At 37.3% G+C, this 18,494-nt stretch carries 19 protein-coding genes; 10 read left to right on the plus strand and 9 right to left on the minus strand.

Annotation, left to right across the window (positions count from 1 at the left end; genetic code table 11):
- Positions 1–67 precede the first annotated feature (67 nt).
- From phnE (ACFCT9_RS11220) to ACFCT9_RS11235, 4 genes are all read right to left on the minus strand, one after another.
- Positions 68–880: a phosphonate ABC transporter, permease protein PhnE gene (gene phnE / locus ACFCT9_RS11220; protein WP_412519334.1), complete on the minus strand. Its 813-nt coding sequence runs from the start codon at positions 878–880 to the stop codon at positions 68–70.
- Positions 877–1,671 carry a phosphonate ABC transporter, permease protein PhnE gene (gene phnE / locus ACFCT9_RS11225; protein ID WP_412519336.1) on the minus strand — a complete coding sequence of 265 codons (795 nt, stop codon included), beginning with the start codon at positions 1,669–1,671 and terminating at the stop codon, positions 877–879. The genes phnE (ACFCT9_RS11220) and phnE (ACFCT9_RS11225) overlap by 4 nt, the downstream gene beginning before the upstream one ends.
- Before the next feature lies 1 nt (position 1,672).
- The gene (gene phnC / locus ACFCT9_RS11230; protein ID WP_412519338.1) at positions 1,673–2,446 is read right to left on the minus strand and encodes a phosphonate ABC transporter ATP-binding protein; all 774 of its coding nucleotides are present in this window, start codon (positions 2,444–2,446) and stop codon (positions 1,673–1,675) included.
- A gap of 135 nt (positions 2,447–2,581) precedes the next feature.
- Positions 2,582–3,532 carry a phosphate/phosphite/phosphonate ABC transporter substrate-binding protein gene (locus ACFCT9_RS11235; protein ID WP_412519340.1) on the minus strand — a complete coding sequence of 317 codons (951 nt, stop codon included), beginning with the start codon at positions 3,530–3,532 and terminating at the stop codon, positions 2,582–2,584.
- Positions 3,533–3,770: 238 nt separating this feature from the next.
- Between ACFCT9_RS11235 and ACFCT9_RS11240 the strand changes: the two genes are divergently transcribed.
- Positions 3,771–5,351 (plus strand): DNA-binding protein, encoded by a 1,581-nt coding sequence (locus tag ACFCT9_RS11240; RefSeq protein ID WP_412519341.1) that lies wholly within the window; start codon positions 3,771–3,773, stop codon positions 5,349–5,351.
- Positions 5,352–5,371: 20 nt separating this feature from the next.
- Positions 5,372–6,919 carry a bifunctional metallophosphatase/5'-nucleotidase gene (locus ACFCT9_RS11245; protein ID WP_412519343.1) on the plus strand — a complete coding sequence of 516 codons (1,548 nt, stop codon included), beginning with the start codon at positions 5,372–5,374 and terminating at the stop codon, positions 6,917–6,919.
- A gap of 214 nt (positions 6,920–7,133) precedes the next feature.
- Here the strand turns inward: ACFCT9_RS11245 and thiD are convergent, their stop codons facing one another.
- Positions 7,134–7,964: a bifunctional hydroxymethylpyrimidine kinase/phosphomethylpyrimidine kinase gene (thiD, locus tag ACFCT9_RS11250; protein WP_412519345.1), complete on the minus strand. Its 831-nt coding sequence runs from the start codon at positions 7,962–7,964 to the stop codon at positions 7,134–7,136.
- A 107-nt stretch (positions 7,965–8,071) separates the two neighbouring features.
- Between thiD and ACFCT9_RS11255 the strand changes: the two genes are divergently transcribed.
- The 6 genes from ACFCT9_RS11255 (at position 8,072) to ACFCT9_RS11280 (ending at position 12,195) form a co-directional block, all read left to right on the plus strand.
- Complete coding sequence (locus ACFCT9_RS11255) at positions 8,072–8,734, plus strand: uracil-DNA glycosylase (RefSeq protein ID WP_412519347.1); 663 nt, start codon at positions 8,072–8,074, stop codon at positions 8,732–8,734.
- On the plus strand, positions 8,731–9,105 hold the full coding sequence (locus ACFCT9_RS11260) for a DUF5327 family protein (protein ID WP_412519348.1): 375 nt from the start codon (positions 8,731–8,733) through the stop codon (positions 9,103–9,105). The genes ACFCT9_RS11255 and ACFCT9_RS11260 overlap by 4 nt, the downstream gene beginning before the upstream one ends.
- Positions 9,106–9,125: 20 nt before the next feature.
- Positions 9,126–9,506, plus strand: coding sequence for a DUF423 domain-containing protein (locus tag ACFCT9_RS11265; RefSeq protein ID WP_412519349.1), 381 nt, complete (start codon positions 9,126–9,128; stop codon positions 9,504–9,506).
- Positions 9,507–9,573: 67 nt separating this feature from the next.
- Positions 9,574–11,076: an APC family permease gene (locus ACFCT9_RS11270; RefSeq protein ID WP_412519350.1), complete on the plus strand. Its 1,503-nt coding sequence runs from the start codon at positions 9,574–9,576 to the stop codon at positions 11,074–11,076.
- A gap of 188 nt (positions 11,077–11,264) precedes the next feature.
- The gene (locus tag ACFCT9_RS11275) at positions 11,265–11,891 is read left to right on the plus strand and encodes a DedA family protein (RefSeq protein ID WP_412519352.1); all 627 of its coding nucleotides are present in this window, start codon (positions 11,265–11,267) and stop codon (positions 11,889–11,891) included.
- A gap of 142 nt (positions 11,892–12,033) precedes the next feature.
- Positions 12,034–12,195 carry a hypothetical protein gene (locus tag ACFCT9_RS11280; protein WP_412519354.1) on the plus strand — a complete coding sequence of 54 codons (162 nt, stop codon included), beginning with the start codon at positions 12,034–12,036 and terminating at the stop codon, positions 12,193–12,195.
- A gap of 93 nt (positions 12,196–12,288) precedes the next feature.
- On the opposite strand, the gene ACFCT9_RS11285 is transcribed toward ACFCT9_RS11280, so the two are convergent.
- From ACFCT9_RS11285 to hemQ, 4 genes are all read right to left on the minus strand, one after another.
- Positions 12,289–13,083, minus strand: a complete 795-nt coding sequence (locus tag ACFCT9_RS11285) for a hypothetical protein (protein ID WP_412519355.1) — start codon at positions 13,081–13,083, stop codon at positions 12,289–12,291.
- Positions 13,084–13,280: 197 nt separating this feature from the next.
- Positions 13,281–13,742 carry a threonine/serine exporter family protein gene (locus ACFCT9_RS11290; protein ID WP_412519356.1) on the minus strand — a complete coding sequence of 154 codons (462 nt, stop codon included), beginning with the start codon at positions 13,740–13,742 and terminating at the stop codon, positions 13,281–13,283.
- A 15-nt stretch (positions 13,743–13,757) separates the two neighbouring features.
- Positions 13,758–14,540, minus strand: coding sequence for a threonine/serine exporter family protein (locus tag ACFCT9_RS11295; protein ID WP_412519358.1), 783 nt, complete (start codon positions 14,538–14,540; stop codon positions 13,758–13,760).
- A gap of 781 nt (positions 14,541–15,321) precedes the next feature.
- Entirely contained in the window at positions 15,322–16,071 is a 750-nt protein-coding gene (gene hemQ / locus ACFCT9_RS11300; RefSeq protein WP_412519360.1) for a hydrogen peroxide-dependent heme synthase, read from the minus strand.
- 168 nt (positions 16,072–16,239) lie between these two features.
- Here hemQ and pta point away from each other — a divergent pair, with 168 nt between their 5' ends.
- Positions 16,240–17,229, plus strand: coding sequence for a phosphate acetyltransferase (gene pta, locus ACFCT9_RS11305; protein ID WP_412519362.1), 990 nt, complete (start codon positions 16,240–16,242; stop codon positions 17,227–17,229).
- The gene (locus tag ACFCT9_RS11310) at positions 17,229–18,068 is read left to right on the plus strand and encodes a biotin/lipoate A/B protein ligase family protein (RefSeq protein WP_412519363.1); all 840 of its coding nucleotides are present in this window, start codon (positions 17,229–17,231) and stop codon (positions 18,066–18,068) included. The genes pta and ACFCT9_RS11310 overlap by 1 nt, the downstream gene beginning before the upstream one ends.
- Positions 18,069–18,494: the final 426 nt, after the last annotated feature.

Below are 18,494 nucleotides of genomic sequence, written 5' to 3' on the forward strand. Positions count from 1 at the left end.
AATTGCCGAGAGCGTTACAATTGATTTTTGAGATTGATTTGTTCAATAAAATGACTAAACAAAGCGATTAGACGATTTTTTCACGGACTTTACCTGAAATATAATCTACAATACCAACCATAATGACTAAACCGATTAAGATAATACCGACACGGTCCCATGAACGCGTTTGTAAGGCGAAGATTAACGGTGTACCGATACCGCCTGCGCCAATCAAGCCTAAAATGGAAGCTGAACGTAAATTCAGTTCAAAGCGATATAAAATTAAGGATAAGAATGTGGGTAAGATTTGCGGCACAACCGCAAAGACTAATGTCTTCATCTTATTCGCACCGCTTGCCTTTAAAGACTCCGTGGCACTTAAATCGATGTTTTCAATATCTTCTGCGAATAATTTGCCAAGCATACCTACTGAGTGAATCCCCAATGCAAGTACACCAGAGAATGACCCTGGTCCAACTGCTTTAATAAATATCAAGGCCATCACAATTTCTGGAAAGACACGAATGATACTTAAAATAAACTTACTGGTACCTGAGACAGGTCTGAAACGTATGATATTTCTAGCACCTAAGAAGGCTAAAGGAATACATATGACTGCTGCGATAATGGTACCTACGACCGCAATCGCAAAGGTTTCTAATAAGCCGCGTAATAAATCTTCACCGCCAGGCTGGTAGACAAAGCCCCAATCCGGATGGGTTAAGCCATGCATAATAGAACCGAGAATTTGTTGTGACTTTTGTTTGATTTCTAAGGCGGGCATACCCGCAAAGGCCCAAAGCAATAGGGCAATTATTACCACGGAAATAATGACATACTTCAACCTTGTGCGTGGACTTCCATAATGTTTTAATAATTCTGCTTTAGATTGTGTCATGTGAGTTGTTCCCTCACTTTCGAACTGATGTAATCAATAATCACCACAATGACGAGCGTAAATAAAATAATCATTGCCGTGCGGTCATACTGGAATAATCCCAGTGTCTGATCGTAAAACAAACCAATACCTCCGGCACCGACTAAACCTAATACTGCAGCTGCGCGGATATTGATTTCGAACGCAAAGAGTACGTAAGAAACATAAGAAGCTAATGCTTGTGGCACAACACCAAACATAATCCATTTTGTTTTATTTGCACCGACCGCTGTCATTGCTTCAAGCGGTCCAGGTTCAATGGCTTCTAATACTTCATATAATAATTTCGCGACAATACTGATGGTTAAGACAATCACTGCCAGCACACCGGGAATTTGGCCAATCCCAAAGACTGCCACAAAGATTGCAGCTAATAATAAATCGGGGATAGTACGCACGATATTCAAGATAAAACGTGCAGGCATCGCAATCCATTTAGAACGAGATATATTCTTTGCACATAGTAAGGCAATAGGGACTGCGATGATTGAACCGATAAAGGTCCCGACAATGGCCATTCTGATTGTATCTAACATAGGATTAAGTATCTGTTCAAGATAACTCCAGTCAGGCGGAAACATTTGCGTAAATAATATCCCAATTTGCGGTAAACCATAAATCAAATCACTAAAACTGAACCCCGTATATAAGATGCTCCAAAACACTAGAAACAACACTAATACGGTGGTCATCGCTGTTTTAAATGACATTTTATGATTCAGCATTTCCGCATAATTTTTGTGAGGTGTCATCTTAATTCACCCCTAACTTCTCATCATCTTTAATCGAACGGCCATAAATCTTATTGAATGCTTCATCTGTTGCTTCGTCGACTGCGCCGTCAAAGACTAATTTACCGTCACGCAAACCAATAATACGTGTACCATATTCACGTGCTAAGTCTACAAAGTGCAAGTTGATGATGATGGTAATGCCTAGTTCTTCATTAATACGTTTCAAGTCATCCATAACTTGTTTCGTTGTTAAGGGGTCTAACGAGGCCACGGGCTCATCTGCCAAAATAATGGAAGGCTCTTGGCACAGCGCGCGAGCAATAGAAATACGCTGTTGCTGACCACCTGATAATTCATCAGAACGGGACTTATACTTGTCTAAAATATTGACACGATCTAAAGCCTCTAATGCTTTAATTTTATCTTCTTTAGGGAAAAGGCCTAAGACCATTTTCCAAGTAGGGTGATAGCCGACTCTGCCGCTTAGCACATTACGCATCACAGAAGAACGTTTCACTAAATTAAAATTTTGGAAAATCATACCGATATTACGACGCATCTCTAACAATTTCTTACCTGATGCTTTGGAGATGGATGTTCCATCAATCACAATATCGCCTTCGGTAATATCGTGCAGGCGGTTAATCGACCGCAGAAGTGTTGATTTACCAGCACCGGATAGTCCGACGATAACCGCAAAATCGCCTTTTTCAATATTTAAATTGATATGGTCTAAACCGACATGACCATTATCATATACTTTACTTACATCTCTGAATTCAATCTGACTCATAGTAGTAATCCTTTCTAAATGAAGTAATGCACAAAAACATAAGCGCACTCAAAAGATTATCTTCTGCATCCTTTATATACAGAGTTCAATCATTTTGAGCAACGCTTAGTTTCAGTTGGTTCATCTTAACTTGAGTTATTTCATTTCTTTCACTTTTTTGTCGTACTCTCTTACTGTATCGAAGTTAGAGTCTTTACTATCTGTATAGCCTTCGTGTGAATAAACATCACTGATCACTTGATGTCCTTCTTTTGTTTTAGAAATATCTTTAAAGGCTTTTTTCAATTTGTCTCTCCATTTTTGGTCCATGTCACTACGTACTGAAATTGTGTCATTTGGAATGTCTTTAGTTAATTTCAATACTTTTGTATCTTTATAGACGTTAGGTTCATCTTTTTTCACAATTTTACGTGCATCTTGGAATACAGCTGCCGCATCTACATCGCCATTCATTAATGAGATAATTGCTTGGTCATGACCTTTCATGTTAACGACTTTCATATCTTTAAGCACATTCACGCCTTCTTTATCCATTTCAACGGCAGGGAATGTATAACCCGCTGTAGAAGTCACATCTTGTAATGCGATTTTCTTACCTTTTAAATCTTTCACACTTTTAATACCTGAATCCTTTTTCACTAAAATCTCTGATTTGTATTTGTCTGTTAATTCTTTAGAATCAGAACCGTCTTTGCTTACACCGAAGCGTTGTGCTTGTAGTAACACATCTGCAGCTTTTTGATCATGTGCTAATGTGTAAGCAGTAGGAGGTAAGAAACCAACATCTACTTTTTTAGATTTCATTGCTTCTACGATTGTGTTGTAGTTTGTAGAAACAGAAACTTTTACTGGTATGCCTAATTCTTTAGATAATAATTTTTCTAAAGGTTTCGCTTTGGCTTCTAACTTATCTGCGTTTTGTGAAGGAACGAACTGTACAGTTAATTCTTTAGGTTTGTAATCTCCACCTTTACTGTCGCTTTCTTTCTTATTGTCTAACGAACTTCCCTTGCCGCATGCTGAAACAAATAAAATAACTGTCATCATCAAAATAAGTAATGCCTTAAAAGATGAACGTGCTTTCATTACGTTGTTAACTCCTTCCATATGTATAAGATTTGTTACAAGTTCATTATATACACGATGTAAATATGATACAATATATTAATTGTGAAGTTTAGGTAAATATTTAATCTAAATTAATCATTAGATAAATATTATTAAACCTAAATTTAGTTATTGTAAATTTGTGTTCATCTTGTGTTTCTGAACTATGACAGGTTTTATAATAAAGACATATTTTATATTTGGAGGTAATTTTTAAATGGGAAAATTAAACAAAGTCTTCGCTAGTATAGCGGTCACAACCATTGCGCTCACCGCTTCTCCACTCCATACATACTCAAATGCTGCAGAAACAGCACCTGCTATTGGCACGAATCAAAAAGGAGAAGTGTTGTTTGACAACTCACACGGACAAACTGCAGGTGCGGCAGATTGGACGGTTGACGGCGGATTCTCAGATTATGCGGACAGCATTGCGAAACAAGGGTATAAGGTGACAGAACTGCGCGGGGAATCTAATATCACACCACAAGCCTTAAAAGGCAAAAAGCTATTAGTAATTCCTGAAGCAAATATTCCTTTTAAAACGTCAGAACAACAAGCTTTGACAGATTTCACACAACAAGGCGGCAGTATTTTGTTTATTTCTGATCACTATAACGCCGATCGTAATTTAAATCGTATTGATTCATCAGAAGCGATGAACGGTTATCGCAGAGGGGCATATTCAGATATGACAAAAGGGATGACTGATGGTGAACGTCAGTCTAAAGCGATGCAAGATGTTAAAAGTACAGATTGGTTAGCCCAAACGTTTGGTGTACGCTTCAGATATAATGCTTTAAATAATTTAACCACTTCTCATATGTTGAAGGGGAAAGAAAGTTTAGGAATTACAGACAATGTTAAAAGCGTTACAATGCATGCGGGTTCAACGCTTGCGATTACAAATCCTGATAAAGCGAAGGGTATTGTTTTTACACCTGAAGGTCTAACTGCGAATCAGAAATGGGGACATGCGGTAGATGAAGGTATTTATAATGGCGGCGGCAAAGCAGAAGGACCTTATATTGCGGTTTCAAAAGTTGGAAAAGGTAAAGCGGCTTTTATTGGAGATTCTTCATTAGTAGAAGACAGCTCTCCTAAATATAAACGTGAAGATAATGGCCAAACTAAGAAGACGTATGATGGTTTTAAAGAAGCGGACAACGCACAATTGCTTAAAAACCTTACAACATGGTTAGGTAAACCAGAAAGTGCAGATTCAATTACAGGATTAGGTGTTTCAAAAGATAAAGTTACTGCATTAAAAGATTTCGAGCAACCTGAAAAGTCTACAGAACCACAACAAGAACCTTGGAATACACCGCCAAACCACTATAAGTGGTATGACCGTTCTACCTTTGCGGCAGGCAGCTATGGTGCAAAGGAGAATAAGGATGATACTGTTAAACCAGATCAACCAGAAGATGGTCAAAAACCAGATCCTAACACTTCGAATACAAAAGTAAACAATAGCGGAGTGTCTTTCGACTTGCCAAGTAATTTAGAGGCAGGCAGTACTTTTTCAGTTAAAGTAACATTAAAGCATCAACTGAAGAATCAAACGCTCTCAAATATACGTCTGGGTATTTATGCAGAAGGCGGTCAACAATTAGGTATCTTTGGAGAAAATACAACGCCAGGATACAGTACACCACAACAAGTGAAAACAGATAGTCAGGGTAATGCGGTAGTCGTATTTAAAGGTAAGACAACATCTGGTTTTAAAGGTGACGCCAATATAAGATTAAAACAAGGCAATACAACAATTAAGACACAATCGATTCAAATCAATTAACGGATGCAGGAGGAATAACAGTGACACAGATAGCTTTTTACATCGTCAGTGATGTGCATGGATATATTTTCCCGACGAATTATCAAGAAAGACAACAACAATTGCCGATGGGCTTATTACATGCGGAACAACTCATTAATCAGGATAAAGTCAATTATCCGCTTCATGTACTGATTGACAACGGCGACTTCTTACAAGGATCACCGCTGGGCCATTATCTAGCCAAAGAACTCGGATCAGCACAACAATTAGCGTATATCTATAATCACTTCAAATTCGATGCAGGGGTGATTGGCAATCATGAATTCAATTTCGGGATGTCTTATTTAAACCAGACATTAGAAGCACTCAATTATCCTGTATTGTCCGCTAATATTTTAAAAGATGACGAACCGTTTACTGGTCATGGTGTACGCTATATTGAACGCGGCGGGTTGATTATCGGGATCATCGGATTAACGACACAATATATTCCTCATTGGGAACAAGCAGCACATATTGAAGGACTTGCCTTTGAAAGTGCAGCAACCGCTTTAGAACGTTGGCTGCCAGAAGTAAAAGCACAGGCGGATATCATTGCGGTTTGTTATCACGGTGGGTTTGAATGTGATTTAACTACGGGGGAACCGACGGAAGACCTGACAGGAGAAAATGAAGGTTATGCGATGTTAAAACAATTCTATCAAGATATCGACTTACTCATCACAGGGCATCAACATCGTGAAATTGCGGACACTGTTTATGGTATTCCAGTTATCCAACCTGGTGCGAAAGGCGAGAAAGTAGGGAGAATCATATTAGACATTGAAAGAGGCAAAATACAAAACACAGAAGTCAGACTGCTTAGTAATGAAACATTAACACCAACATCCAATGCAGAACCTGAGTTTATGCAGAAAATGGCGGCTTTCGATGCGGAAGTGGATGCTTGGTTGGATGTACCGATTGCGCGATTAGAGGAGACGATGATTGTAGATGATGCATTTGTTGCTCGCACAACACCGCATCCTTATATTAATTTCTTAAATTACATCTTAATGGATGTGAGCGGTGCTGATATTGCAGCATCTGCATTGTTTGATTTGTCTAGTGGATTCGGACACGAAGTGACGATGCGGGATGTGTTAAATAACTATCCTTTCCCTAATACGTTCAATGTACTTGAACTGACAGGACAAGCTATTAAAGATGCGATTGAATTAACCGCAGAATATTTTTCGGTAGCGGATGGCGAAGTCACTGTGAATCCAGCATTTGTTTATCCTAAGCCGCAACACTACAACTATGATATATACTCAGGTATCAGTTATACCATTAAAGTCAGCAACCCTGTCGGTTCACGTGTTGTACAATTAGATTATCAAGGTCATCCTATCGATATGGAAGAGACTTACAAAGTTGTCTTAAATAACTATCGTGCTGCAGGCGGGGGGAACTATCCGATGTTCAGCGCAGATAAAATTGTGAAAGACATTCAAACAGAAGGCTCGCAACTGATTATTGATTATTTACAAGCGCATCCTGAACTTAAGATTCCAAATGTTACCGATTTTGAAGTGGAAGTATAACTTGGGATGTGTTCAAATTAATAACACTAAGCTGATTCAACCAAATACAAAGCCAAAAACATTTAGGGTTTTCTGAGATTTCTCTTGGTTTTGAAGCACAAATACGTATATAAAAGTTTATTAAATAGTAAAAGGACGATTTTCGCAAAATGAAAATCGTCCTTTTGAATGTTGGAACACTTATGTTCTGATATTTATTTGATTGATTAAACGATTAAACTTCTTGAACGTCTACATCGATTTTTTCGATACGGTTATAAGCACCGTGGTCTACAGGGCCTACGAAGTCATTCATTTTCCAACCGTTTTTAATCGCAGATGCGACGAAAGCTTTCGCATTAACGACCGCATCTTTTGGTGATTGGCCATTGGCTAGGTTAGCAGTTGTAGCTGCTGCGAAAGTACAACCGGCACCATGGTTATAACTTTGTTGGAACATATCTGTTGTTAATTGATAGAATTTGTCGCCGTCGTAGTATAAGTCATAAGATTTATCTTGATCTAATGCTTTACCGCCTTTAATCACGACATTTTGTGCACCTTGATCATAAATGATTTTAGCTGCTTTTTTCATATCTTCGATAGATTTTAATGTGCCTAATCCTGATAATTGGCCTGCTTCAAATAGGTTAGGTGTTGTAACAGTTGCTTTAGGCAATAGATATTTAATCATTGCTTCTGTATTACCTGGGTTTAAGACTTCATCTTCCCCTTTACATACCATTACAGGGTCTACAACGAAGTATTTCGCGCCTGATTCTTCGAAAGCTTCGCCCGCACGTTTGATGACTTCTTCAGTGCCTAACATACCCGTTTTGACTGCGTCTGGACCAATAGAAATCGCTGTTTCTAATTGTTTGTTAAACACGTCAAAAGGAATTGGCGTTACGTCATGTGACCATGTTTCTTTATCCATTGTCACAATTGCGGCTAATGCCACCATTCCATAAGTGTCTAATTCTTGGAATGTTTTTAAATCTGCTTGCATGCCGGCTCCTGCACTTGTATCTGAGCCAGCGATTGTTAATACTTTTTTCAATGCCATATGTTCATACACTCCCTAACGTTTCTTTTATTCTATAATAACACGTTTACTAGGGTGGATTGAACTTTTTGATATATCCTGTGTTATCATAGTTTTGAGGTGATACCATGGAGTGGTCTGAAGTATTTCATGACATAACAAGTCGTCATGATTTCAAAGCAATGCATGATTTTTTAGAAAAAGAATATACGACTAAAATAGTTTATCCTGATAGAGAAAATATATATCAAGCGTTTGATTTAACGCCTTTTGATAAGGTGAAGGTCGTTATCTTAGGACAAGATCCATATCATGGTCCTAAACAAGCGCATGGTTTAGCATTTTCAGTTCAACCAGAAGGTAAATTTCCGCCTTCTTTACGTAATATGTATAAAGAGCTTGAGGATGATATTGGATGTAAAAGAACGGTCTCTCATTTACAAGATTGGGCTAAAGAAGGTGTGTTGTTATTAAACACGGTTTTAACGGTTCGTAAAGGCGAGGCACATTCACACCGTGGTATCGGTTGGGAAATTTTTACAGATGAGATTATTAAAACGGTTTCTGAACAACGTGATCATGTGGTGTTTATTTTGTGGGGCAAACCAGCACAACAAAAAGAAAAGTTGATTGATACTTCTAAACACGATGTGATTAAGTCTGTACATCCAAGTCCATTGTCTGCATATCGCGGTTTCTTTGGGTCTAAACCCTATTCTCAAGCGAATGCTTATTTAGAAGCACATCATCAAACGACGATTGATTGGTGTGGCGAGGAGGCAATGAGATGAATAAAGATAAATTAATCGCATTGATTGAAAAAGAATTAGTACAAGCGGATGAGGCGGCGAGTGAAGCGGAATTCAGTAAACATATGTATGCGATTCATACATTAACATCACTTTACACAGACAGTGATGCTACTGAAGTGACACGTTCATCTAAACAAACGCGTACGACATACCATCAAGCGCCTTCAATAACATCACAAAGTCATACAGCAAGTTCACATTCGCAAATATCTGCAGAAGAAATCAAAGCGATGGGCGGTAAAGTATCATCTGAGCATAATCCATCGAATTTATCGACACCGCCGGGCAACTCTAATAAAATGATAACTGATGACGAATTAGGAAATGGCGATTCTATTTTTGACTTTTAAACACAAAGGAGAGATTTGGTATGAATCTTAAATCTATGAAAACATTCGTAGCTATTGGTGCAGGGTGTGCAGCACTTTCAGTAGCGACAGGGGCTTTTGGTGCACATGCTTTAGCAGACAAACTAACACCGCATTATTTAGATGTATGGAATAAAGCAACAACGTATGAAATGTATCACAGCTTAGGGTTAATCGGCATTGGTATCTTAAGTGGTACGACGAAATTAAACTTAAAAGCAGCAGGTTGGATGATGCTTGGCGGTATTGTCATTTTCAGCGGCTCACTATACACTTTATCATTAACACAAATTAAACCATTAGGTGCGATTACACCAATTGGTGGCGTGTTATTTATCGCTTCTTGGGTAACTTTACTCGTACAAACATTAAAATTAAAATAATTATAAATAAATGGTTCAAAAATTCACCTCACAGGGTATAATGTATCGAATGAGGTGAATTTTATTTATGGGAAATATAGAGAAAAAACACCATAAAAAAGTAGACCGAGGAGATTTACAACAAAACCTATCAGAGAAATTCGTATGGGCGATTGCCTACGGTTCGTGTATAGGTTGGGGCTCATTTATTTTGCCGGGGGACTGGATTAGTCAATCTGGTTCTATCGCAGCAGCAATCGGTATTACAATTGGTGCATTACTAATGATTATTATTGGCGTGAGTTATGGGGCATTAGTGAAACACTTCCCAGTATCTGGGGGTGCATTTGCGTTTAGTTATCTAAGCTTTGGGAGATACGTCAGTTTCTTCTCATCATGGTTCCTGACATTTGGTTATATTTGTGTGGTCGCATTGAATGCCACCGCATTTAGTTTACTCTTGAAGTTTATGATGCCGGGCGTACTTGAACACGGTAAGCTTTATACCATCGCTGGATGGGATGTTTACATTACTGAAATTATTATCGCAACAGTTTTACTATTACTTTTTACGTTTATTACCATTCGTGGTGCACAAGTATCAGGTAGCTTACAGTTCTACTTCTGTGTCGCTATGGTGATTGTTGTATTATTAATGTTTTTCGGATCATTTTTCGGTAGTGGCTTCTCATTAAGCAATTTACAACCGTTAACGGATGAGAAAAAAGGGTGGTTTAGCTCTATTATTATGATTGTAGCCGTCGCACCATGGGCCTATGTCGGATTTGATAATATTCCACAAACTGCGGAAGAATTCGACTTTGCGCCGAACAAAACATTTAAACTGATTGTTTATAGCTTGCTTGCGGCAGCTGGAACATACGTTATTATGATTTTATATACTGGCTGGTTAAGCAGCAAAGGTGCAGAAAACAGTGACTTATGGGTAACTGGTGCTGTGACACAGCAATCCTTTGGCTATATTGGTTTATTTGTATTAGCTATCGCGATTATTATGGGGATTTTCACAGGACTTAACGGCTTCTTAATGAGTTCAAGTCGTTTATTATTCTCAATGGGTCGTTCAGGTATTATGCCGAGCGTCTTCAGTAAAATCCACCCAAGATTTAAGACGCCGTATGTCGCAATCTTATTCTTAGGTGCATTAACATTAATCGCACCTTGGTTAGGACGTACAGCGTTAACATGGATTGTAGATATGTCTTCAACAGGGGTATCTATCGCATATCTCGTAACTTGTTTATCTGCAACGAAATTATTCAGTTTCAACAAAGAAAGTAATACTTACGCACCGGTTTATAAATCGTTTGCGATTGTCGGTTCAATCTTTGCGTTTATTTTCTTAGGATTACTCTTAATCCCAGGATCACCAGCCGCATTATCAATGCCATCATACATCGCACTGATTGTATGGTTAATTCTAGGTTTAGCGTTCTTTATCGTACGTTATCCTAAATTGAAAAACATGGATAAAGATGAATTGAGTCGACTGATTTTAGATACAAGTCAACAAAAAGTAGATGAGATCTTGGATGAACCTGAATCTGAAACAACTCAAACAAAAGCATAAATGATAGATTAAGAGCGATGGGCTTGAAAGGTAAGCCACCGCTCTATGTTTATATAAAGAAAACAAGAAGTCAGAATGAAGCGTACCTATAATTTCTTGCATTAACATAAAGAATTAGATAAGTTATTAAGAACAAATAAAATGGAGATTCCATGGTGTTTGTTCAAAATCCACTTAGGAGGAACAATATGGAGAAGATGGTCGAGCAGTTTATCGATCAATTTGGTTACCTCGGTGTATTCTTATTAATCGCACTAGAAAACATTTTCCCGCCTATCCCATCAGAATTAATTTTAACGTTCAGCGGATTCTTAACATTACATTCTGATATGCATATCATAGGTGCCATTATTGCGGCTACACTAGGTTCTGTATTCGGAGCAATCGTACTTTACTTTGTTGGTCGTTTATTATCAACAGAACGTTTACAGAAACTCGCAAATGGTAAGACAGGGAAAATACTTCGCTTTAAAGCAAGTGATATCGAAAAAGCAGATGGTTGGTTTGATCATCATGGTAAGAAGATTGTTTTCTTTGCGCGCTTTATTCCTGTGATTAGAAGTTTGATTTCTATCCCGGCAGGAACAACCAATATGCCTTTAACATCATTTATTATACTGACAACACTCGGTACATTCATATGGAATACCGTTCTTGTTATTTTAGGTCAACAAGCTGGAGAAGCATGGCCTAAAATTTCAGCCGCATTTGATTCTTTTTCAAATATCGTATTGATTGTCTTAGTTATTTTACTTATGATTGCGATTATATATTATGTGAAGAATCGTTATAAAAACTCAAAGTCAGATCAATAATCAATCGCCGTTATTTTCTTAATAATTAAGAAGGAGATAACGGCGATTTTTATATTATAATATGGATGTGTAAGTTGAGGTCGTTAATTTAATATTAAAAAGAAAGACGCTATTGTGTATGAAGGAATAAAGAGGTGACACCATGAATCTAACAAAATTAGTAGTACTCATCGTCATTATTGGAATAATACTTGCGATCAATTATAAACTCAATATCTTTGAGCCCATTCCATTGATACTCGGGGCAGCGTGTGTAATGGTATTTAATATCGTTATGAAGCGGTTCAAATCGAAAGATAAGTAAAATAAATACGCATACTTTCCAAATTGAGAAGGTATGCGTATTTATTTTGTGATTATAGGGATAGTTTATCTCTGTTTGCTTGGTGCTAAGTATCTAGAAATGCATATAGACAGGGAATAAGTCCCATTGTGAATAGACAAAAATGTCCTCATTTGAAAGATTCAATTCTTTTTGAAGTGCCAGTATAATAGCGTCTTTTGTCTCTTTACTTAAAAGACTATAATAATGTTTGCCGTCTTTCTCTGTTTGGTAACGCCAAGCACCAAGATATTTGAGAGAATCAATGTTAGGAAGTTCTGATTCATTTTTGATGGAAACAGAATAACTTAAATATAATTCATCGTGAAGTTTAGGGCATGATTTACGAATTCTTCGATTGATTAAAATACTAAAAAGTAAAGTGATTAGAAAAATCATGAGCATAATTTGCATTGGCATTATTAAAGTAGATGATGGTTTGCCAATTGCAGTGTAATAAGACCATAAGGCAACACAAATTATCATGGTCAAAATTGCCAAAGTAAAGTTTATACGCTTAAAGAAACTAAGATATTCATGTTCAATGTTTTTGGTATCGCTAATAGTACTGTATATAGGATCGTCATTATTTTTAAGATAACTATAAAGCACAGTATACTTTGAGTAAAAAAGTTTTTTTGCTAGGACTGAGAGGAAAGGAGCTTTACTTCTATTTTGACTTCTTTCTTCTAATAAATCTTTTGTTCTTGCGAATGTCACCTGAAGTGTTGTGTTTTGAACTTCAGGGTCTTTTTCAAAAGTATAGATATTATTTTGTATGTCTTTTAATACATATCCTTCTTTCTGTTGCTTTTCTAAATAACGAATTTCTGAAGGACTGCCTTTGAAATAAAATTTGATGTTTTTCATGATGTTTGCCTTCTTCCTAATGTTATATTTCCCTTCAACTATATTTTAGTTTTAATATCTATATTATGCAAGTGTATTTATATTGTTTTTTTATTTGATTGACCGTTATGGAGATGTTCTCTATCTTGATAAAATAAGGACACCCAATAAAGCATTGTAGGTATCATTGCTTTATTGGGTGTCTGTGTATCAAACTATTAATGCTTAGTTTTAGGTGTCAATTTCGTTTTGCTGGTAATGATTAAGCGTGCAATCTGATCAGCAAAGAGTAAGCCCATTGCGATAGCTCCAGCAATTAATGTAACCTCAAGCATTGTAGGAACAGCTTTGCTGAATTCTAAGATGATTAAGCTTTTAGTCGTGTCAAAGGCCAAGCCTCCAGGTACTAAAGGAATAATACCAGGTATCATAAAGATAATGACAGGTTCTTTCTTTAATCGTGCCATGATATGGCTGATTAAGCCGAGTGTCAGACTTGAAAAGAAAGAGGCGTAGATAGTGTGAATATGTAGGCCGGAATATAAAAAGATATAGACCATCCAGCCGCATGCCCCTACGAAGCCCGCATAAAAGTACATGCGTTTTGGCGCATCGAATATCACGCAAAAGAACAGTGATGCAATATAACTAAAGAAAAAATGTGAAATCCAAAATAGCATGTTGTCATCACCCTCCTAAAATATTAGCAACATGGTACCGACACCAGCACCGATGCCGAACGATGTCACTAATGCTTCTAAAGATTTGGTCGTAAACATCATCATATGACCGCCGAATAAATCTTGAATCGCATTGGTAATGAGTACGCCAGGTACAATCGGCATGACAGCGGCGATGATAATCGCAGAAAGCGAGCCGTCTGGTACTAAGTTATGTCCGAGTATCGCAATGCCTCCAATGACGACGGAACCTAAAAATTCTGGGATGAACAAGGTTTTTAAATTTGCACGATACAACATTTCAACTAACAAATACCCTAAACTTCCCGCAAAGATAGTCGCAACAATATCCACAAAGTTGCCTGTTTGTAAGTATAAGAAGCTGATTGAAATAATTGCTGCCGCAATCCCTTTATAAATTAAATCATGGGTTTGTTTAGCATCATAAATGGACTTTAAAGTTTCATAGGCTTCTTCTAAGTCAATCTTTCCAGCCGCAAGTTTACGAGATACAGAATTGGTTTGAGAGATTTTGATTAAATTAGTATCTCGAGATTCAATACGGTACATTCTTGGTGTGGTTTGATTATCTAATAAGAAGTTGATGACTGTGTTCGTAACGAAACTGTTACTTTCGAAAAAGCCGAGTGTTTCGGCAATACGTGTCATTGTGCCTTCTACACGCGTACCTTCTGCGCCAGACTCTAATAAGATACGTCCAGCTAACATAATCGTATCTTTCGCAAGACGTTCTTTAGGGGTATCTTCGATATAACTTGATCTATTATCTAATTCCATAACATCACTCATTTTCCTTTGTTCAATAACTGGTTTCAAATTTTAGAAAATTCAATTAATGTATCTATTATGTCGGAAAATAGGTTAAGAAACAACCTAAGATTTGATTTTAATTAGGTAAAAGTTTGTTCGACAGTTGTGAATAAGAAGGGTGAAAAGGATTTAAAATCGGATGGTGACAGTATCAAAAGATAAAAGTGATATATTATGACTTATATTTCTAATTATCCAACATAATATACTTGTATACTATATCAAATGTTTCAAATATTTCTAAACGGTTAAAGTTATAATGGTTAGCTGTTAAAGCATGTTAACTGAGTAGCGACAGTAGCTGCTTATCAGTTAGCCAGCTTAACAAGTAGTGGCAGAGTTCTCCAAGGACACTACACGAGGGATGAGCGACACTGTATTTCAAGCCATACACGTGTACGCTTAGACGGCAGAAACTACCGACATTAGGAGTGGATGATGCCGAAGAACGTGCCGCTAACGTACAGGCTGTTGGGACAGCGTACATGTGGTACATAGGTGTCGTTCAATTCTTAATGCTGGTTAGCTTTCTGCTTTAATTAACGAATAACACCATACTATAGATGACTTGAAGAGAACCTATAGCGATAGGGGTGCTATAGCGTTCTCTTCCATATTATGATGCGTGTTCAATGGAGACCTTAATACATAGAAAAGCACCTGTTCTTTGATTGAAACAGGTGCCGCTTCATATGAAAGAAGGGATTGACCGTGAGGTCAATCCCTTAGTTTTTGGTTAGCATATGGTTTAAAGACTGAAGAATTTTTCTAGGCTATCTTCTGGTAATCTATGTCCGATAAAGAAGCTGCCGAACTCTCCATAACGTGCTGTTGTTTCATCGAAACGCATTTCGTAAACGATTTTTTTGAATTGCAGTACATCATCAGCGAAGAGTGTAACACCCCATTCAAAATCATCAAAGCCAACTGAACCTGTGATGAATTGTTTGATTTTGCCCGCATATTTACGACCAATCATACCATGGTCATACATTAATTTTTGGCGTTCTTCCATTGAAAGCATATACCAGTTATATGTTTCGTTACGACGTTTATTCATTGGATAGAAGCAAATATAATCTTTTTCTGGCAATTCAGGGTAAAGGCGTGCTTTAACATGAGGGTTCTCATATGGATCTTCATCAGATTTACCAGCAAGATAGTTGCTTAATTCAATCACAGAAACGTATGAGTACGTAGGAATTAGGTAATCTGCAATGCGTAATTTATTTAAAGCTAATTCAATCGCATTCAGTTCTTGCATTTCTGGACGTAATACCCAAAGTAAAATATCGGCTTTTTGACCAGTGATATTATAAAGAACATGATCACCTTTATGATGTTCACGTACTGAACCTAATTTAGCTAAGAAATCTTGGAATTCTTTGACAATTTCTTGACGGTCTTCATTAGGTACAAGACGTAATGTCGGCCAATCGATTGCATATAATAAATGGAGGCTGTACCAACCATCTAATGTTTCTGCTGCTTGACTCATTCATATCGCTCCTTTTGAAATATCTTTTGATTCAATTCAAATTTTATCATAAAGGCAGTAACAAAGCATACAAATCGATTGAGGGTCGGAACGTGGAAATTCCTTCTTAAATGACGTATAATTATCAATGAAAAAATATTAAAAAGCGAGATTTTCAAGGAGGATATTATGCCTAGTTTATTAGATGTATTGAAAGACAAACTTTCAGGAAAGAACGTACGTATTGTATTACCTGAAGGTGAAGACGAACGTGTATTGACTGCAGCAACAAAATTACAAGCTTCAGATTTCGTAACACCTGTTGTATTAGGTGACCAAGATAAAATTGAAGCGTTGGCGAAAGACAAAGGTTTAGATATTTCAGGTATTGAAATCATCACACCTTCAACAAGTGATTTGAAACCAGAATTAGTAGAGGCATTTGTAGAACGTCGTAAAGGTAAAGCAACTAAAGAACAAGCAGAAGATATGCTTAACAATGTCAACTACTTCGGTACAATGCTTGTATATGCGGGCAAAGCTGAAGGACTAGTCAGCGGTGCTGCACACTCAACAGGCGATACAGTTCGTCCTGCATTACAAATCATCAAAACTAAACCAGGTGTTTCAAGAACATCAGGTGTATTCTTCATGATTAAAGGCGAAGAACAATATGTGTTCGGCGACTGCGCAATCAACCCTACATTAGAAGCAAATGACTTAGCTGAAATTGCGGTTGAAAGTGCGAAAACAGCAAAAAGCTTCGGCATGGATCCTAAAGTCGCATTATTAAGCTTCTCAACTAAAGGTTCTGCGAAATCAGACGATGTTGAAAAAGTAGCGCAAGCAACAAAAGCAGCACAAGAAAAAGCTGAATCAGAAGGCTTAAAAGATGTTGTGATCGATGGTGAATTCCAATTCGACGCAGCAATCGTACCAGAAGTTGCGGCTAAAAAAGCACCGGACGCACAAATTAAAGGTGATGCGAATGTTTTCGTATTCCCAAGCTTAGAAGCAGGTAACATCGGCTACAAAATTGCACAACGTTTAGGCGGTTATGAAGCAATTGGACCAGTTTTACAAGGATTAAACTCTCCAGTAAACGATTTAAGCCGTGGTTGCTCAACTGAAGACGTCTTCAACTTATCAATCATCACTGCAGCACAAACTTTACAATAATGGATTTAGCACAACGTTATTTCGAAGGAGAAAATTGGCGTTATATAGACCATTCAACAGGGTTTGCGCCAATGCAATCTTTCGCGTTTGATGATACATTTTCTGAAAGCGTGGGTAAGGATTTATCTTGCAGTGTAGTCCGCACTTGGATTCATCAGCATACGGTTATTTTAGGAACACATGATGCGCGCTTGCCACATTTAGAAGAAGGTATCCGTTATTTAGTCGATGAACGCGGCTATAATGTGATAGTTCGAAATTCTGGTGGATTAGGTGTCGTGTTAGATCAAGGCATTTTAAACTTTTCGTTAATATTTAAAGGCAAAACAGAAGTTTCAATTGATGAAGCATTCAATTTGATGTATCTCGTTGTATCTAAGATGTTCGAAGATGAACAAGTCAAGATTGAAACGAAAGAAATTGAACGGTCCTATTGCCCAGGAAAATTTGATTTAAGTATCAATGATAAGAAGTTTGCGGGCATCTCTCAACGCAGGGTCAGAGGCGGCATTGCTGTGCAAGTCTATTTGTGTGTTGAAGGTTCTGGTGAAGAACGTGCTGAAATGATGAAAGCTTTCTATGATAAAGCGCTTCAAGGTGAAAGTACAAAGTTCAAATATCCAGATATCGATCCAACTTGTATGGCTTCACTCGAAACATTATTCGGACATGAACTGACAGTTCAAGATGTGATGTTTAAATTACTTTATGCCATCAAAGATTTAGGTGGTACATTGAATATGGAAGCTATCAGTGATGAAGAGTGGGAACGATTCGAGAAATATTTTGAACGTATGATTGAACGTAATGCTAAAATTAACGCGAAAATGGACAATTAAGCACAAAGGGATGTAAATAGCTGAAAAGCTAGGTACATCCTTTTTGTCTTGTAGAGTTTTAAAAAATATTCTTGTAATTTACCCTAGAAAGTGAAAATTATGACCGATATATGAACAAATCGTTTAAATCATCATCAATTTTCGGTAAAATGAGTAAGTAGTTTAATATCAGGTATTAATTTTACAACCTAGGTAGGATAAAATAAAACCGGAAATAGGGTATAATATAACGGTGTTTGAATCAATAGATAACAGAAAAAGAATTAATTGATTGAAAATAAAATGTCGGAAATCGATTATGGGTATATCAATGACAAAAGACGCGAGGTGCGACTTATCATCCTGTCATTTTCTACGAACTCGAAAAAGAGAGTGACTGGATATTTTAACATGCACACAAACAGGGTGGAGCGATATACCATGACA

The sequence above is a fragment of the Staphylococcus simulans genome, from assembly GCF_047037175.1.
Lineage (GTDB): Bacteria > Bacillota > Bacilli > Staphylococcales > Staphylococcaceae > Staphylococcus > Staphylococcus simulans_C.

Coding starts and splice junctions, on each gene's coding strand:
- ACFCT9_RS11265 (WP_412519349.1), top strand. CDS start 9,126: ATGAATCTTAAATCTATGAAAACATTCGTAGCTATTGGTGCAGGGTGT.
- ACFCT9_RS11295 (WP_412519358.1), bottom strand. CDS start 14,540: ATGGAATTAGATAATAGATCAAGTTATATCGAAGATACCCCTAAAGAA.
- phnE (WP_412519336.1), bottom strand. CDS start 1,671: ATGACACCTCACAAAAATTATGCGGAAATGCTGAATCATAAAATGTCA.
- ACFCT9_RS11285 (WP_412519355.1), bottom strand. CDS start 13,083: ATGAAAAACATCAAATTTTATTTCAAAGGCAGTCCTTCAGAAATTCGT.
- thiD (WP_412519345.1), bottom strand. CDS start 7,964: ATGGCATTGAAAAAAGTATTAACAATCGCTGGCTCAGATACAAGTGCA.
- ACFCT9_RS11255 (WP_412519347.1), top strand. CDS start 8,072: ATGGAGTGGTCTGAAGTATTTCATGACATAACAAGTCGTCATGATTTC.
- ACFCT9_RS11270 (WP_412519350.1), top strand. CDS start 9,574: ATGGGAAATATAGAGAAAAAACACCATAAAAAAGTAGACCGAGGAGAT.
- ACFCT9_RS11290 (WP_412519356.1), bottom strand. CDS start 13,742: ATGCTATTTTGGATTTCACATTTTTTCTTTAGTTATATTGCATCACTG.
- ACFCT9_RS11280 (WP_412519354.1), top strand. CDS start 12,034: ATGAATCTAACAAAATTAGTAGTACTCATCGTCATTATTGGAATAATA.
- ACFCT9_RS11240 (WP_412519341.1), top strand. CDS start 3,771: ATGGGAAAATTAAACAAAGTCTTCGCTAGTATAGCGGTCACAACCATT.
- ACFCT9_RS11275 (WP_412519352.1), top strand. CDS start 11,265: ATGGAGAAGATGGTCGAGCAGTTTATCGATCAATTTGGTTACCTCGGT.
- phnE (WP_412519334.1), bottom strand. CDS start 880: ATGACACAATCTAAAGCAGAATTATTAAAACATTATGGAAGTCCACGC.
- ACFCT9_RS11260 (WP_412519348.1), top strand. CDS start 8,731: ATGAATAAAGATAAATTAATCGCATTGATTGAAAAAGAATTAGTACAA.
- phnC (WP_412519338.1), bottom strand. CDS start 2,446: ATGAGTCAGATTGAATTCAGAGATGTAAGTAAAGTATATGATAATGGT.
- hemQ (WP_412519360.1), bottom strand. CDS start 16,071: ATGAGTCAAGCAGCAGAAACATTAGATGGTTGGTACAGCCTCCATTTA.
- ACFCT9_RS11310 (WP_412519363.1), top strand. CDS start 17,229: ATGGATTTAGCACAACGTTATTTCGAAGGAGAAAATTGGCGTTATATA.
- pta (WP_412519362.1), top strand. CDS start 16,240: ATGCCTAGTTTATTAGATGTATTGAAAGACAAACTTTCAGGAAAGAAC.
- ACFCT9_RS11235 (WP_412519340.1), bottom strand. CDS start 3,532: ATGAAAGCACGTTCATCTTTTAAGGCATTACTTATTTTGATGATGACA.